Origin of the sequence: Microbacterium croceum, assembly GCF_023091245.1 — a bacterium.
GTDB lineage: Bacteria > Actinomycetota > Actinomycetes > Actinomycetales > Microbacteriaceae > Microbacterium > Microbacterium croceum.
Genome location: NZ_JAHWXN010000001.1, coordinates 2918779 through 2933483, shown reverse-complemented (window position 1 = coordinate 2933483; position 14705 = coordinate 2918779). Strand labels below are relative to the sequence as shown.

Genomic DNA, 14705 nt, shown 5'->3' with positions numbered 1-14705 from the left:
CAGTTTAGAACAAATGTTCGAATACGGGAAGGACTAATCTGAGAATATATTGCTGTCCGGCGCGCTGCGTCCGCGGAGTTTGTCGATGTCGCGGCGTTCCCGCTTCGTGGGTCGCCCGGCACCACGATCGCGCAGTCCGAGGGCGGCCTGCGGTTCGCGTTCCGGTGTGCGGTCGTCGAAGGCGAGGGCGGCGAGGGGCGCCCCCACGCGCTTGACGAGCAACTGGCGGACGATGAGGATCCGGTCGAAGCCGGAGATGCGCACGCGCACCTCGTCGCCCACACGAACAGGTTGCGCGGCTTTGACCTTGTCGCCGTTGAGCCGGATATGCCCGGCGCGGCATGCGGTGGTGGCCGCTGACCGCGTCTTGTAGGCCCGCACGGCCCAGAGCCAGCTGTCGATGCGTACGGACCCGGTCATGCGACGCCACGCTTGCGCAGAACGAACAGTGCACCGGTGACGATCAGCCCTTGGCCCAACGTGTAGGTGAGCATGATCGTCGGGCTGCTCCACGCCGGCAGCGAAGCCGGGAGGAAGAGCCGGAAGGCGAGGATGGTGTCGCTCGCGAGGAAGAAGGCGCCACCGGTGGCGATCAAAGGATGGCAGCGTGCGGAGAAGGCTGCGGTGCCCGCGAGCACGAGTCCGTAGACGGCGACGGCGATCAGGAGGCCGCCGGTGTGCGGGCCCAGCGCGAGGAGCATCCCGATCCACCAGGCTGCGTAGGCGAGCGCCCACCACGGGAAAGAGCGCTGCGCGAGGTGGCGAGCGAACAGCGCGATATATGCCAGATGCGCGATACCGAAGAATCCGAGCATCAGTGGCAGCTCGGGGGCGGTCGGGAACAGGGCGCCTGCGCTATCACCCAACCAGGAGAACAGGAGCGCGGCGAGCAGGAGGACCATCGACGATCGCGGTCTGAACCGGGACGCGGCGATGGCCACCGGAATCGCGAGCAGAGGCATCAGCAGCAGTTTCGTCGGCCCCGCGAGAGGACTTGCGGTCGCCAGAAGGATGACGTGCGTGACCGAGACGACGACGTACGGCGCGAATGACCAGGCGAACGGCGAGACCGAGGCGCGGCGCCGCATCTCGTCGTCGTATGGTCGGCGCACGCGCCCGCTGGAGGTGCTCACGACTCGACGGTGACTTGTGTGATGCCGCCGTCTACGCAGAAATGGACGGCCGGCCAGTAACCCTCGGGGAAGTGGGTCCCGCAGGTGTCGGTCAGGTGGAGGATGACGGTGCCATCCGCTTCCACCTCGATCGTCTCGAGCGTGAGATCGGTGGCCGCATCGTCGAGCTCAGACGGTTCGGGCTCGCCCTGGCTGAACTCGGTGACGACGGCATCCGATGCCCGCCGCCGACGCGCGGAGAGGTCGGAGACTGCTGCCTGCAAGCGGGGGAGGAGGGCACGTGCTTCTTCAGGGGTGGTGGCCTCGAGCATGAGCTCGAGCTCCGCGCCGTCCGACGACACGGAACCGACGTACCAGTCGTGCGTGAGCACCGTTCCGTCGGTCATCTCGGTCGACGCGCGAGTGAAGGTGCCGAGTTCGGGGTGCTCGATGGTCGGATGCTCGTCGCTCATGGCTCCACGCTAGTGGTCACGGTCATCGGGTCAGATCCATCGTCACGAGTGTGCGCCCTGGCTTCAGTTCTGCCGTCTCGATGAAGCCGACGGTGGTGAACGTGTTGAGCGTGCCGTGGAACAGGTCGTTGGCGCGCTTCTTCTCGCCCGCCGTGTCGACGGGGTAGCCCTCGATCAAACGTGCACCGGATTCGCGGGCGTAGTCGATGGCTGCGCGAAGGAGTTCGCCGTTGAGTCCGGTGCCGCGGTGTTCCCGGCGCACCACGAAGCACGTCACGGCCCACACCGACTCGTCGTCGAACGGCTCGGTGGTCGCGGCGGCGATCATGCGGGTGCGTGGAATGCGGGCCTGGCGGGTGCGCGGACCGATACGGATCCATCCGGCAGCTTCGCCGTCGACGTAGGCCACGATGCCGGGAGGCGGGCCCGCATCGATCTCCTCGTGGAACATCTGCGTGCGCTGCGCAGTGGTCGTCTGGTTCCAGTCCTTGTTGCTCAGCACTGGCCAGATGCACTGGCAGCTCGCTCCGTCGCCCCCGCCGGTGAGGGCGTGCTGCACGTCATCCCAACGGGCCGCCGTGGCCACCTCGGTCGTGATCGTCACCATGCACGGCACGCTACGCGGGGCGTCCGACACTCGCAACGGCCCGGTTCGCGGAGCGCCGCCGGGTCAGGCTAAGATAGGGGAGTTGCCTGCGCGAGAGTGCAGAACAACGGGCTGTGGCGCAGCTTGGTAGCGCACTTGACTGGGGGTCAAGGGGTCGCAGGTTCAAATCCTGTCAGCCCGACCAGGTAAGGCCCGGAAACTCGCAAGAGTCTCCGGGCCTTCTGCATGTTCTGGAACGCCAAGGGCTCCAAAAGGACTCCTGTTGTCCACAGGCTCTGCCAGGATGACCTCGTGGATAAGCGAGAACAGGCCCTCATCGAAGCAGGCAGGAAATTCGTCGCTCTGACGTTCGACGGACGGACGCGCCAGGAGCTGCCGTCCGCGCAGTTGCGGAAGCTCCCCTTGCTGACGCGGAGGTAGCCGATCATCGTGGTCACCTCGTCGTCGCCCCGATCGCTGCTCGGTGCATAGTCGTGTCATGAACGAAGACCGCAAGCTCAGAATCCAGCAGGTGCTTATGCTGATCGTCGGAGTGTTCGCGCTCGTCGTCACGATCGCGATGGTGGCCACTTTTGTGTTCGTAGAGAGAACTGCCCGAATGTGGTGGACAGCCCTCGGACCGGGTCTCGCCTCCGTAGCGATGCTTCTCGGGTTGAGAAAGCTGCCCTTGCTGGCCCAACAGCTCCAGCGCGGCGCCGACGCTCCCTCGACCAACGACTCGCCCTAGTCGTCCGATCGGCCGTTGATGTCACAGCACCATTCACCGCCGTCCCCAAGCGCCCGGCTCGCGTACACGTTCGAGGCGCCCGAGGTGAGGTAGACGACCTCGGCTTGTGCCTCGCCCACGCGGGCTTGCGGGTCGAGCCAGCTCTCGCAGCAGTGAACACACCCCGCCTCGGGTGAGTCGCAGGTGGGACCTAAGGCCCTGGTGTGGATCGCGCGGGCGACGCACTGTATCTGTGTGCCGTCGGCACGCAGATAGAGAAGCCAGAAAGGAGCATGTCTCATGACCATTGCCACAGACCGCGACCTCGATGTGCAGACGCTGGTCACCGATGAACTCGAGTGGACCCCCGATGTCGATTCCGCGGGCATCGGCGTCGCTGTGGAGGACGGCGCCGTCACGCTCTCGGGAGAAGTCGACACCTACGCCGAGCGTCTTGCTGCGAAGCGCGCCGCCTTCCGGGTCCGCGGTGTTCGAGCCGTCGTCGACAACCTGACCGTGCACCCGAGAGCGCCATGGCCTGTCACGGAGACCGACATCGCCAAAGAAGTCGAACGCGCGCTCGAGAGAGCAGCCAACGTTCCCGATACCGTGCATGCTTCAATCGATCACCACAATGTCACGCTCACTGGTGAGGTCGACTGGGACTTCCAGCGGAAGGCGGCGAAACGGTCTGTTCAGTACTTGCGGGGCGTGTACACCGTCAACAGCATGATCACGCTGAAGGCCCGTCCGTCGGCAACGGACACCAGCGAGCGCATCACGAACGCACTCGCCCGTCACGCTCAGATCGATGCCCGGAACATCCACGTCAAGGTGGACGGTGGCAGAGTCACACTCACCGGCACCGTGCGGTCGTGGGCTGAGAGCCACCAGGCCGAAGACGCGGCCTGGTCATCGCCGCACGTCACCGACGTCGACAACCGGATCAACGTGAGTCTCCACTGAGAGATGGGGAGCATTCGACACGATCTGTTCGGCGACGGCTTCCTCCGCGCTCAGATCGCCCGGATGACCGGGTGTCTTGTGGTCATTCGTTCGGCTTCGCGGGTCTCGAGGAGCATCGCGGCGGAGTGAGCCGAGGGGCCTCGGCGCGGGTCTCCCTCCGGTTCGAGGCGGTGTCATGCCGATTCGGGTACGGCGCACCGCTTCCCGGGGGTCGCAAGAGGGGCGCCGTCCCGGGACGGCGCCCCTCGTTCTGCCCTGCACGGGCCTCCCCTCCGACACGCGGAGCTCGGTCCCGCGGCCACGCGTGGCGTTCGTCCGCGTCTTCTTCGCCGCCCCAGGGGCACCGGGCGGCGATCACACACCCAGCGACTCGAGCACGTGGTAGACGAGATAGGCCGGCCACACGATCGCTTGTAGGAGCCCGAGGACGACGGTCCAGAATCTTCCGTCGGACTGCGAGGCGAAGTAGATCGCCGCTCCGATGAAGGCCAATAGGAAGAAGAAGCCCCACACCCCGCTTCTCTCCACCACCCTGACGCCACGCCCGCCCCTGGTCATCTCCGGCCCCTCCACATCCATCGCACCAGGATCGACCCGAGAGCTCGACAGCCGGTAGGCCGAACGTCCCGTGGCACCTGCAGTCGGACCAGCCGGCTTCGGCGACAGGGGCGCCTCGGGGCGACCGCCACGGGTCACCCCGTCCGGCCGAACGCGCGAGGAATGGCCGGGCCGCACCGGTCTCGCTACGATGACTTCTGATGTCGATCGAGTCCGGAACACCTTCGCCGACGCGGCGGAGACGCGCATGGTGGGTGGTCGCGATCGCTGCGACCGCCGCGGTCATCACCGTGGCGGCGCTCGCCCTGGTGCACAGGCCCGGCTTCACCACCGACGTGACGATCGCTTTGAGCTATGTCGGAGATGACGGGCGCACATACTCCTGCACGTACGACTACAAGACTCCGAACCGGCTGCGGATGCCTGCCTCGATCGCCGAGTCGATGAACTCACGAGACTGGTCCCAGACGGGGCAACTCATCTACGACTGGGCGAAGAGCCATCCGGCTGAATCGTGGACGACGGAGGACGATCTGCCCGCGGACGACCCCCGCTCGACGAGGGCCGATGCGTCGTGGGGCCTCGCGATGGAGCAGTACGTCCGCTTTCCTCCGTGGACCGTGGACGCGGGAGACGGACCGGAGTACGAGCTGTGGTGGGAAGCGCGCGCGGGCAGCGATTGCGAGGATGGCCTGCGGTGAGGCTCCGTCTCGCCGGGACTCGTCGAGGAGGACGTCACGCCGAGCTGCTCCAGGTGGAGAGCGGTGAAGCGGAAGACGCCGAAGCGGTCAGCAGCCCGCGTGCCAACCCGCGTGCCACCTCGAAGGGCTGCGCGAACGTCTCCATCCCGACCGTGACGATGGCGCCCTCGTAGAGCAGCATCATCGCCCGCGCCATCGCTGCGGCGTCCGCGACCCCCGCCTCGCGGCAGAGGTCGGTGAAGACGTCGAGCAGCCAGACCTTTTGCCTGGCCACCTCGGGGAACACGGGGTGGCCGTCGTGGCCGTCGCCGATCTCGGCGCGGGCGTTGATCGCGCTGCAGCCCTTGGGGCTGTAATCGTCGGACCAGGTGATCGCGGCATCGAAGATCGCCAGCACGCGGTCGGTGCCGGGGGCGGGGATGCGGGACAGGTGGTCGGCGACATGCGCCCGCCACTTCGCATCCCTGTGCTGCAGATACGCGATGACCAGCGCCTCCTTCGACCCGAATCGGTCGTAGAGCGTCTTCTTGGTGACCCCTGCGGTCTCGGCGATCGTGTCGACGCCCACGGCATGGATGCCGCGCTCGTAGAACAGTCGTGAGGCGGCGTCGAGCACGCGGGCGGCGCCGGGGGTGAGCGGGGCGAGCTCGGGAACGGACGTGAGCATGGGTCGAGTATACCAACCTGTATAGTCGACTCAATGAGTAAACAGATCGGTGTACTTCGGCTCGGAATCACCATCCTCGCCTCGGCAGCCTTCGTCGCGGCCTGGAGCTCCGGCTTCGTCGTGCCGGCCCTCGCCGCCGATGCCTCCCCGCTGACCCTGCTCGTGTGGCGGTTCGTCCCGCTCGCGGTGGTGCTGATCGTCATCGTGCTCGCCACGGGTGCGGCGCGAGGCGTGCCCCGTGTCGACATGCGCCGTCAGGCTCTGATCGGCGTCTTCGCACAGTTCGGTTACTGTGCCGCCGTGTATGCGGCCGTCGCGGCCGGCGTCGCCACCGGCACGACGGCACTGATCGACGCCGTGCAGCCCCTGGTGGTCGCGATGCTCGTCGGGCCGCTGCTGGGTCTCCGAGTGCGTGCGGCGCAGTGGGCGGGGTTGCTGCTCGGCGCGATCGGCGTCCTCCTGGTGGTGCGATCGCAACTCGGCGGTTCCGCCGCTCCTCCTGCGGCATATCTGCTCCCGGCGCTCGCGATGGCGTGCCTGATCGTGGGCACCTTCCTGCAGAGGCGTTCCTCGGTGCACACCGGAGTGCTCCTGACGCTCACGATCCACGTGACCGTGACCGCCGCGGCACTCCTGATGATCGCCGCGTTCGCGGGAGCGCTCGTGCCGTCGGCATCCGTGTCGTTCTGGGTCGCGGCGACCTTCTCCGCAGCTTTCCCGACTCTCGCCGCGTACGGCCTCTACTGGTGGCTGCTGCGCCGTGTCGGGATCACCGCGCTCAACGCACTGTTGTTCCTGGTCGCTCCCGCCACGGCTGCGGCGGGAGCGCTGCTGCTCGGCGAGCAGCTCACGGCGGTGACGCTCGCCGGATTCGTGCTGTGCGGCGCCGGGGTGGGCGTGGTGCTGGTGAGTGAGTCGCGCGCCTCACGCCCCGGTGACGCGCCTGTTCTCAGGCAGCCGACGGCGAGCGACGAGCCCGCGACGTCGCGATCATGAGCCCGCCTGCGACGAGCGCGAGGAATGCGACGAGGGGCGTCGCGCCCGGCTCGACGCCGCTCTCGGCCAGCTGATCGCCGGAGCCTGCTTCTCCCGACTCTGGTGCGGGAACCGCGGGGACTTCCGAGATCGCCGCCGGGGCGACCGCGATCTCATACGCGACCGTGGCATCGGGTTGCGTGCCATTGGTAGCGACGATCGTGACCGTGTACGTCCCGGGCGCCGTCGGCTGGCCGCTGATCACACCGGTGGTCTCGTTCAGCGTCAGGCCAGGGGGCAGCGATCCGGAACCGACGGTGTACGTCGACGACGGCGTGCCCGATGCGGTGATCGTGTGCGAGTAGTCGGTGCCGACCACGCCGCTCGGCGGCGCGGCGGATGTGACCGTGGGGCTCGTCCGCACGGTACCCGGTTCGGTCGTACAGCCGGTCGGCGCGGTGATCGTGTTGGTATCGAGAGTCACGGCACCCGTGCGAGCGAGCAGGCGACCGGTCACCGTCGCCGCCGTCTGCGCGGTGACCGAGACATCTGCCATCACCGTGCCGACGAACTGCGCACCGGTTCTGATCGTCGCGGAGCTGCCGACCTGCCAGAAGACGTTGCAGGCGCTGGCGCCGTCGACGAGAGTGATGATCGCGCCCGAACCGATGGTCAGGGTGGAGGCGGCCTGGAAGATCCAGACGGATTCCGCGGTACCGGACAACGTCAGAGCGCCGGTCAGAGCCAGTTCGCCGCCCGAGTACACGCCAGGAGTCAGCGACGCGCCGGTCAGGTCGCCGAGCCCCGACTGGAGCGGGGTGAGCCCCGCGGCCACGTTGTACGCGGTGGTGAGGTCGGCCTGCGCCTCGGCGGCGACCGCGTCGGTCTGGTGCAGTGTTCCATTCACGACAGCAGGCGGGAAGCCGGTGACCGATGTCTCGGGGCTGAGGCCGACATCGCCGTTGAGTACCGATGGACCGGTGTTGGTCACGGCCGAGGCGCCGAGAACGGCGAAGGGGGTCGCTGTTCCGAGGTCGATCGGGCCGTCGATGGTCGTGGCGGCGTTCGCCGACGACGCGGAGGAGAGCAGGATGAGCGCCGCGAGAACAGTGGCAGCGACGACTGGGGTGCGTCCGCCGAGAGAGGACATGACGATCCTTCCGATAGGGAGGGGCATCGTCATCAACTGCGGTCAACACTTCCGCGCCTAATGGCAGGTCTATCAGTACGGCGCAGGGAGCGACGGCACGACGGGAAACTGACAGGTCAACCGTTACCTGCGCCACCTGGTTCGAGGCGGAGAGGTCTTGTCCTTTCAGCGGTGGGGGAGCCGTGTCCTCCCATCGTCAGCCGCGCGCCCGAGCTCCCACATCGTGCACCGTGCCACGGGACACGATGCGGGCGACGCGGTCAGGCCACGATCCGCATCGGATGCTCCAGCAGCGCGACCAGCGTCGAGAGGAAACGGGCTGCGGCCGCGCCATCGATGATGCGGTGATCCGCGGTGAGCGTGACGCGCATGCGCTTCCGGGTCGAGACGTCGCCGTCGATCAGCGCGAGTTCGTCGCGGATGCCGCCGACGGCGAGGATCGCGCCTTGTGGCGGGTTGATGATCGCGGTGAAATGCTCGATGCCGAACATGCCGAGGTTGCTGATGGTGAACGTTCCCTCGCTCATCTCAGCGGTCGTCAGCGTGCGATCGGCCGCCTTGGCGATGAGCTCTCGGGTCATGGCGGCCACAGTAGACACTGCTGCGCGATCGGCGTCGCGCAGGACGGGCACGACGAGGCCGGCAGGCGAGGCGACCGCGATTCCGACGTGGATGCGCGAGTGCAGGAGTGTCTGTCCTCGCCCCTCCGGCGAGTAGGACGCGTTGATCTCGGGATGCTGCCGCAGAGCGAGGGCGGCGGCGCGCACGATCAGATCGTTGACGCTGACCTTCGCACCCGCCTCGGCGCCGGCGTCGTTGATCTGCGCCCGCAACGACAGGAGGTCTCCGACGTCGGCGGATGCCGTGGCGGTGAAGCTCGGGACAGTCGTCGCGCTCGTCGTCAGCCGTGATGCGATGGCCTGCCGCACCGCATCGAACGGCACGACCACGGATTCCCGCGGGTCTGGCGGTGTGGCGGATGGGTCAGCGGTGCGCTCCCCGGCGCCGGCGGCGCGCGCGGCGTCCAGATCGGCGCGCACGATGCGGCCACCCGGACCCGTGCCGGAAACCTCGGAGAGGTCGAGCCCCCGCTCGCGGGCGAGCCGTCGCACCAGCGGGGTCGCCGCGCGGCGTTCGGCGTCGAGGGGCGTGGGCGCGGGGGCAGGCGTGAGCGCGGGGGCGGGGGCCGGCGTGGGCGCGGCGGCAGACGCGGGAGCCGCGTCCGTTGCGCGAGGGGGCGGCGCGACCTCTCCGCGACCGTCGTCCAGTCGGGCGATCGGCGTGCCGATGGCGACGTTCTCGCCTTCGGCGACGAGGATCTCGACGAGCACTCCGGCGTCGTAGGCCTCCTGCTCCATGAGCGCCTTGTCGGTCTCGATCTCGACCAGCACCTCGCCGGGCGAGACGGCGTCTCCCGGCTTCTTGTGCCAGGCGGCGATGGCGCCCTCGGTCATGGTGTCGGAGAGGCGTGGCATGAGGATGTCGATCATGATGACCTTTCAGGCTCGTCGGGCGACGGCGTCGAGAGTGTCGCGGATCGCCGTGATGGCGTCGTCCACGGAGGGAAGGGCCGCTGTCTCGAGCGGCTTCGCGTACGGCATCGGAACCTCTGCCATCGCGACACGGCGCACAGGGGCATCGAGCCAGTCGAACGCCCCGTCCGAGATGGTCGCGGCGATCTCCGCGCCGATTCCGTACGTCAACCAGTCGTCCTCCAGCACCACGGCGCAGTTCGTCCTGCGCACCGAGTCGATGATGGTCTCACGATCGAGCGGGCGCAGGCTGCGCAGATCGATCACCTCGACGTCGATGCCGTCACCAGCCAGACGCTCTGCGGCCTCCCGGGCGACCATCGCCATGCGCGAGTATGCGACCACGGTGATGTCACGTCCGGGGCGCGCGACCACCGCCTTGCCGATCTCGGCAGGCTCGACATCGTCCGGCACCTCTCCGGTGGTGTTGTACAGGGCGAGGTTCTCGAGCACCAGCACCGGGTCGTCATCGCGGATCGCGGCCAGCATCAGTGCCTTGGCATCCGCGGGTGTGGACGGCGCCACGACCTTCATCCCCGGAACGAACGCGTAGTAGAGCTCGACGTTCTGCGAATGGGTCGCGCCGAGCTGCTGTCCGCCGCCGCCGGGAGTGCGGATGACCAGCGGAACCCTGGCCTGTCCGCCGAACATGCCGTAGATCTTCGCCGCGTGGTTGACGATCTGATCCAGCGCCAGCAGCGAGAAGTTGATCGTCATGATCTCCACGACCGGTCGCAGACCGACCATCGCCGCCCCGATGGCGGCACCCGTGAAGCCCTCTTCGGCGATCGGGGTGTCGCGCACCCGCTTCGGGCCGAACTCCTCGAGCATGCCGGCGGTGATCTTGTAGGACCCTTCGAACAGGCCGATCTCCTCGCCGATCACGAACACGTCCGGGTCCCGGAGCATCTCCTCCCGCAGGGCATCATGAAGGGCCTGGCGATAGCTGATGACGGTCATGCCGGCACCTCCGTGAGGGCGATGGTCGGACGGGGTGCGGCAGGGAACAAGGCTTCTCCGGGAAGGCGGCGGGAGTCGTTCGCCACGGTCGTGGCGTACGTGAAGTCGAACAGCGTCGACACATCGGGATGCGGACTCGCCTCGGCGAACGCCGCGGCCGCGGTGGCGCGAGCGGTCTCCTCCGCGTCGATCTCGGCGATCCTGCCCTCCGTCAGCACGCCGCGCTCGAGGAGGCGTGCGGCGAAGGCGGCGACCGGGTCGCCGGCGCGCACACGCGCGGTGTCGTCTGCGCTGCGGTAGCGGGCGGGGTCCACGACCGAGTGGCCCTTCAGGCGACCGGTCATCGTCTCCAGGAGATACGGGGTGCCGGCGCGAGCGCGGGAGAGCGCGATCCGCATCGCCGCGTGCACCGCTGCCGGATCGTTGCCGTCGACGCGCGCCGATGGCATCCGGTACGACGCCGCCCGCCGGTACAGCTCCGGTTCGGCGGAGGACTGCTCGACGGTGGTGCCCATGCCCAGTCCGTTGTTGTTCACCACGTAGACGATCGGCAGACCCCAGAGCGCCGCGATGTTGAGGGATTCGTGAAAGGCGCCGATGTTCGTCGTGCCGTCGCCCATCACGCAGACGACGGCCTCGGTGCCGCCGCGGTAGTCGATCGCCAGCGCGGTGCCGGTCGCCAGCGGTACCTGACCGCCGACGATGCCGTAGCCGCCCATGAACCGGCTGGCGACGTCGAACATGTGCATCGACCCGCCCCAGCCCTTGGAGACCCCATCGGTGCGGCCGTAGAGCTCGGCCATGATGCGCTCGGGCGCGATGCCGCGAGCGAGTGCATAGCCATGCTCCCGATAGTTCGTGTAGACGTAGTCGTTCTCGTCCAGTGCCCCCATGACTCCGACCACCGTCGCCTCCTCGCCGAGATTCAGGTGGCAGTAGCCGCCCACCTTCGCCTCGGCGTATGCGCGGGCGGCACGTTCCTCGAATCTGCGGATCATCACCATCCGCTGGTAGAACTCCCGCGACAGTCCGTCAGAGAGCGACTCCGACGGGGCGCGCGTGGAGGTGCGGGGAGCTCGGGCTTTCGCGGACATGCGGGTTCCTCTCGTCCGATGGATCTGCGCACCGCAGGGTGGGCGGGCGCTGCCGCACCGGTTCGCGGCGCAGCATTAATGATACGACTCGCGTCTCATTATAGGATGGGGGAAACGAAAGCGATCCACGAGGGGGCAACATGGCGGCGGAGCGCGCGCAGACACCACGGAAGCGGGGGAGGCCGACCGAGGCGGAGCGGACGCAGCGGAGAGACGACATCCTCGATGTCGCGGTGCAACTGTTCGCTGCGCGCGGGTTCCATCAGGTGACGCTCGACGACATCGCCGGTGAGGCGCATGTGACCAAGCGCACGATCTACGCGTACTTCGGTGATCGCACCGAGATCTTCCTGGCGAGTGTCGAGCGGCTGCGCGACCGCACGGTGCACCGCGGCGGCGCCGATGGCAGCCTGGAGGAGCTGGCCGTCATGATGGTGCGAGCCCTGCACTCCGATGAGGCGATCGCCCTGCACCGACTGATGATCATCGAGGCGGAGGCTTTCCCCGAGCTCGCCCGACGCTTCTACGACGAAGGCCCGCGCGCGTACATCTCCGCCCTCCGAGAGCGGATACCGGAGGGCCACGATGCCATGGCCTCGGCGCTGTTCGCACTGCTTCTCGGAGAGCCGCATCGTCAGCGACTGCTCGGGCTCGCCCCGGCGCCCTCCGACGCCACAGCGAGGCGCCACGCGCGTGCCGCTCTCGCCCAGCTGGGGCTCGCCGCGCGCACGGCCTGAGCCGTCTCAGTGGAGGATGACGAGCTCCTGCGTGGCGCGGGTCATCGCCACGTAGCGGTCGACGGCACCGGTGACGCCGTCGCCGAACTGCTCGGGATCCACGAGTATCACGAGGTCGAATTCGAGTCCCTTCGCCCCCTCGGGCGTCAGTGCGCGTACACGCGCCGTGGGGGTGAACGAGGGGGCGCCGATCACGCAGGCGATGCCCTGCGCGTGCGTGGCGAGCCAGTCGTCGAGGATTCCCTCGAGCCCCGTCGTCGTCGCCTCCCGCACCGGGATGCCGCTCTCCCGCACCGATCGGGGCACGTTCGCGTCGGGGATCGCCGCCCGGATCACGGGTGCGGCCACGGTCATGACCTCCACCGGGGTCCGGTAGTTCACTCCCAGATGCGCGACCCGCACCTCGCGGATGCCGACCCGCTCCAGGCGCTCCGCCCAGCTCTGGGTGAAGCCGTGCCGTGTCTGCGCGCGATCGCCCACGATGGTCAGGCTCCGCGAGGGGCAGCGCGCCAACAGCATCCGCCATTCCGCGTCGCTCAGCTCCTGGGCCTCGTCGATCACGATGTGTGCGAACGGGCCCGCGAGCTCGTCGGGAGGGGAGAGCGGAGGGGTATCGACGCCGGTGAGCACATTCCGAGCGTCCTGTCCCTTCAGGATCGACATGACCTTCATCTCGCTGTCGTCGTCCTCGATGAGGTGGTCGACGACGTGCGACATCTGATCCTGGGCCGAGGCGATCACCGCCTGGCGACGATGTTCTGCCCGTGTCGCTTCCGGGTCGCCGATCCGTCGGCGTGCGGCGTCGAGGAAGGGGAGGTCGGCCACGGTCCAGGCCTCGTGCGTCTCGCGCTGCAGGATGGCGATCTCCTCGGCGGTGAGAGACGGGGCGCAGCGTGCGAGGAAGTCGGGGTCGCTCCAGAAGCGGCGGACGATCGATGCCGGCGAGAGCAATGGCCAGGCGCGCACGAACGTCCCCGTGAGCTCCTCATCCTGCCGCAGCCACCGCCTGACCGCGTGCGGAGGGGCGTCGTCGTCGTCGATCTGATCGGAGAGCGTCTCCAGCAGCTCCTCCCACACCTCATCGCGCGCGTCGTTGTGAGCGGAGGAGGTGTCGGCGGCGGAGAAGGCCTCGGCCCATTCCTCGCGGCCGAGCCACAGATCCGCCCAGGGGGACTCCAGCCGCAGGGCGCGCTGGGGAGGTCGTTCGTGCACGGCGGCCGCGGCATCGATCATCGCGACGGGATCGAGCGTCGCCTTGAGGTGTGCGACACGGGGGACCTTCTCGGCGACGGCGTCTCGCCCCTCCGGCACGAGGTCGCGCAGCGTGCTCAGTCGGACGCTGTCCTCGCCGAGGCTCGGCAGCACGTCCTCGACGTAGGAGAGGTAGTGCGCGTTCGGGCCGACGAGCAGCATTCCACCCCCGCCGTGCGTGAGGCGCGGTTCGGCGTAGAGCAGGTGTGCCGCGCGATGCAGGGCGACGACCGTCTTGCCTGTGCCCGGTCCGCCGTCGACGACCAGAGTTCCTCGCGATGGTGTGCGGATGATCGCATCCTGATCGGCCTGGATCGTCGACAGCACGTCGCGCATGCGCGCCGAGCGATCGAAGCCCAGGCTGGCGATGAAGGCGGACTGGTCGTCGAGGGCATCCGTGTCGCTGAGTCCTTCAGGGGTGAGTGCCTCGTCCCAGTAGTCGGTGATGCGTCCGTCGCTCCAGCGGTACCGGCGCCGCGAGGAGAAACCGCGCGGGTCCGCCATCGTTGCGGCGAAGTACGGCTCGGCCGCGGGGGTGCGCCAGTCGACCAGGAGTCGGGAGCCGTCATCGGCGGCGAGACCCGAGCGGCCGATGTAGAGCGGGGTGCTGCCGTCGCTCGGCGTCATCCGACCCAGGCAGAGGTCGAGGCCGAATCTGTCGAGCAGTCGCAGGCGACCGCTCAGTCTGCGGATCTCCAGATCGCGGTCGACGGCGGTACCGCCGGTGCCGGCATGTGTCTGTCTGGCGGCGCTGAGGCGGGACTCGGTCTCTTCGCGCTGACTCTGCAGAGCATGGGCGATGCGCAGGAAGTGCGCGCGGTCGGCATCGATGAGGACGGACGCGCTCTTGCCGCGCGACGAGGGTGGGAGGTGGAACGGGTCGAGGGGAGTCGTGGGCATGGGAGTCTCCTTCGCGCTCAGGCGTTGGCGGCATGAGCGAGGATCGATCCTGCCCCATGCAGGGGGCCTTGTGGCAAGCCCCCCTGTCGGAGATATCCTGAAAGTGGAGGAACTTCGTGTTCCTCTTTTTTCGTCTCCCTCTTCATGCCCGGGTACGAAGAGGCGCCGGCGCGACGCCGGACCGCGCGGATCGGCGATCGACGAGGACGAGACGGCGGGGATTTGCCCTCTCGAGTCTCCGCCCCAGACGTGAGCTCGAGAGGGCGCACCGCCCAACCCGGACGGTAGGGGAGGCGGCGAAGATCTCGCTGCTCTC

General features: G+C 68.3%; 16 protein-coding genes and 1 tRNA gene. 6 read left to right on the top strand and 11 right to left on the bottom strand.

Annotated elements, in window-relative coordinates:
* Positions 1-33: 33 nt before the first annotated feature.
* The 4 genes from KZC51_RS13935 to KZC51_RS13920 are packed head-to-tail and all read right to left on the bottom strand — an operon-like array spanning position 34 to position 2192.
* Complete coding sequence (locus KZC51_RS13935) at positions 34-420, bottom strand: RNA-binding S4 domain-containing protein (RefSeq protein WP_247630540.1); 387 nt, start codon at positions 418-420, stop codon at positions 34-36.
* A complete protein-coding gene (locus KZC51_RS13930) occupies positions 417-1133 on the bottom strand; it encodes a lysoplasmalogenase family protein (protein ID WP_247630539.1) in 717 nt (238 codons plus the stop codon). Before KZC51_RS13930 ends, KZC51_RS13935 begins: the two co-directional genes overlap by 4 nt.
* A complete protein-coding gene (locus KZC51_RS13925) occupies positions 1130-1585 on the bottom strand; it encodes a DUF2203 domain-containing protein (protein ID WP_247630538.1) in 456 nt (151 codons plus the stop codon). Before KZC51_RS13925 ends, KZC51_RS13930 begins: the two co-directional genes overlap by 4 nt.
* 22 nt (positions 1586-1607) lie before the next feature.
* Positions 1608-2192: a GNAT family N-acetyltransferase gene (locus KZC51_RS13920; RefSeq protein WP_247630537.1), complete on the bottom strand. Its 585-nt coding sequence runs from the start codon at positions 2190-2192 to the stop codon at positions 1608-1610.
* Positions 2193-2299: 107 nt separating this feature from the next.
* Between KZC51_RS13920 and KZC51_RS13915 the strand changes: the two genes are divergently transcribed.
* From KZC51_RS13915 to KZC51_RS13905, 3 genes are all read left to right on the top strand, one after another.
* Positions 2300-2376, top strand: a tRNA-Pro gene (locus tag KZC51_RS13915).
* Between the two features lie 294 nt (positions 2377-2670).
* The gene (locus KZC51_RS13910; protein ID WP_247630536.1) at positions 2671-2919 is read left to right on the top strand and encodes a hypothetical protein; all 249 of its coding nucleotides are present in this window, start codon (positions 2671-2673) and stop codon (positions 2917-2919) included.
* Positions 2920-3198: 279 nt separating this feature from the next.
* Positions 3199-3864: a BON domain-containing protein gene (locus KZC51_RS13905; protein ID WP_247630535.1), complete on the top strand. Its 666-nt coding sequence runs from the start codon at positions 3199-3201 to the stop codon at positions 3862-3864.
* Between the two features lie 354 nt (positions 3865-4218).
* On the opposite strand, the gene KZC51_RS13900 is transcribed toward KZC51_RS13905, so the two are convergent.
* A complete protein-coding gene (locus tag KZC51_RS13900; protein WP_247630534.1) occupies positions 4219-4422 on the bottom strand; it encodes a hypothetical protein in 204 nt (67 codons plus the stop codon).
* A 200-nt stretch (positions 4423-4622) separates the two neighbouring features.
* Here KZC51_RS13900 and KZC51_RS13895 point away from each other — a divergent pair, with 200 nt between their 5' ends.
* A complete protein-coding gene (locus tag KZC51_RS13895; RefSeq protein WP_247630533.1) occupies positions 4623-5123 on the top strand; it encodes a hypothetical protein in 501 nt (166 codons plus the stop codon).
* A gap of 34 nt (positions 5124-5157) precedes the next feature.
* Here KZC51_RS13895 and KZC51_RS13890 read toward each other — a convergent pair whose 3' ends face one another.
* Positions 5158-5790 carry a TetR/AcrR family transcriptional regulator gene (locus KZC51_RS13890; protein WP_247630532.1) on the bottom strand — a complete coding sequence of 211 codons (633 nt, stop codon included), beginning with the start codon at positions 5788-5790 and terminating at the stop codon, positions 5158-5160.
* Between the two features lie 33 nt (positions 5791-5823).
* Between KZC51_RS13890 and KZC51_RS13885 the strand changes: the two genes are divergently transcribed.
* Positions 5824-6786, top strand: a complete 963-nt coding sequence (locus KZC51_RS13885) for a DMT family transporter (RefSeq protein WP_247630531.1) — start codon at positions 5824-5826, stop codon at positions 6784-6786.
* Here the strand turns inward: KZC51_RS13885 and KZC51_RS13880 are convergent.
* The 4 genes from KZC51_RS13880 to pdhA form a co-directional block, all read right to left on the bottom strand.
* Positions 6740-7915, bottom strand: coding sequence for an ice-binding family protein (locus KZC51_RS13880; RefSeq protein WP_247630530.1), 1176 nt, complete (start codon positions 7913-7915; stop codon positions 6740-6742). The two genes, KZC51_RS13885 and KZC51_RS13880, sit on opposite strands and share 47 nt — an antisense overlap.
* 260 nt (positions 7916-8175) lie before the next feature.
* Positions 8176-9405, bottom strand: a complete 1230-nt coding sequence (locus KZC51_RS13875; protein ID WP_247630529.1) for a dihydrolipoamide acetyltransferase family protein — start codon at positions 9403-9405, stop codon at positions 8176-8178.
* 9 nt (positions 9406-9414) lie between these two features.
* Complete coding sequence (locus KZC51_RS13870) at positions 9415-10407, bottom strand: alpha-ketoacid dehydrogenase subunit beta (RefSeq protein ID WP_247630528.1); 993 nt, start codon at positions 10405-10407, stop codon at positions 9415-9417.
* Positions 10404-11501 carry a pyruvate dehydrogenase (acetyl-transferring) E1 component subunit alpha gene (pdhA, locus tag KZC51_RS13865; RefSeq protein ID WP_247630527.1) on the bottom strand — a complete coding sequence of 366 codons (1098 nt, stop codon included), beginning with the start codon at positions 11499-11501 and terminating at the stop codon, positions 10404-10406. Before pdhA ends, KZC51_RS13870 begins: the two co-directional genes overlap by 4 nt.
* 140 nt (positions 11502-11641) lie before the next feature.
* Between pdhA and KZC51_RS13860 the strand changes: the two genes are divergently transcribed.
* Positions 11642-12238 carry a TetR/AcrR family transcriptional regulator gene (locus KZC51_RS13860; protein ID WP_247630526.1) on the top strand — a complete coding sequence of 199 codons (597 nt, stop codon included), beginning with the start codon at positions 11642-11644 and terminating at the stop codon, positions 12236-12238.
* Positions 12239-12244: 6 nt separating this feature from the next.
* Here the strand turns inward: KZC51_RS13860 and helR are convergent, their stop codons facing one another.
* Positions 12245-14389, bottom strand: a complete 2145-nt coding sequence (gene helR / locus KZC51_RS13855; RefSeq protein ID WP_247630525.1) for an RNA polymerase recycling motor ATPase HelR — start codon at positions 14387-14389, stop codon at positions 12245-12247.
* Positions 14390-14705: the final 316 nt, after the last annotated feature.

Coding starts and splice junctions, on each gene's coding strand:
- KZC51_RS13935 (WP_247630540.1), bottom strand. CDS start 420: ATGACCGGGTCCGTACGCATCGACAGCTGGCTCTGGGCCGTGCGGGCC.
- KZC51_RS13925 (WP_247630538.1), bottom strand. CDS start 1,585: ATGAGCGACGAGCATCCGACCATCGAGCACCCCGAACTCGGCACCTTC.
- KZC51_RS13920 (WP_247630537.1), bottom strand. CDS start 2,192: ATGGTGACGATCACGACCGAGGTGGCCACGGCGGCCCGTTGGGATGAC.
- KZC51_RS13910 (WP_247630536.1), top strand. CDS start 2,671: ATGAACGAAGACCGCAAGCTCAGAATCCAGCAGGTGCTTATGCTGATC.
- KZC51_RS13905 (WP_247630535.1), top strand. CDS start 3,199: ATGACCATTGCCACAGACCGCGACCTCGATGTGCAGACGCTGGTCACC.
- KZC51_RS13900 (WP_247630534.1), bottom strand. CDS start 4,422: ATGACCAGGGGCGGGCGTGGCGTCAGGGTGGTGGAGAGAAGCGGGGTG.
- KZC51_RS13895 (WP_247630533.1), top strand. CDS start 4,623: ATGTCGATCGAGTCCGGAACACCTTCGCCGACGCGGCGGAGACGCGCA.
- KZC51_RS13890 (WP_247630532.1), bottom strand. CDS start 5,790: ATGCTCACGTCCGTTCCCGAGCTCGCCCCGCTCACCCCCGGCGCCGCC.
- KZC51_RS13885 (WP_247630531.1), top strand. CDS start 5,824: ATGAGTAAACAGATCGGTGTACTTCGGCTCGGAATCACCATCCTCGCC.
- KZC51_RS13880 (WP_247630530.1), bottom strand. CDS start 7,915: ATGTCCTCTCTCGGCGGACGCACCCCAGTCGTCGCTGCCACTGTTCTC.
- KZC51_RS13875 (WP_247630529.1), bottom strand. CDS start 9,405: ATGATCGACATCCTCATGCCACGCCTCTCCGACACCATGACCGAGGGC.
- KZC51_RS13870 (WP_247630528.1), bottom strand. CDS start 10,407: ATGACCGTCATCAGCTATCGCCAGGCCCTTCATGATGCCCTGCGGGAG.
- pdhA (WP_247630527.1), bottom strand. CDS start 11,501: ATGTCCGCGAAAGCCCGAGCTCCCCGCACCTCCACGCGCGCCCCGTCG.
- KZC51_RS13860 (WP_247630526.1), top strand. CDS start 11,642: ATGGCGGCGGAGCGCGCGCAGACACCACGGAAGCGGGGGAGGCCGACC.
- helR (WP_247630525.1), bottom strand. CDS start 14,389: ATGCCCACGACTCCCCTCGACCCGTTCCACCTCCCACCCTCGTCGCGC.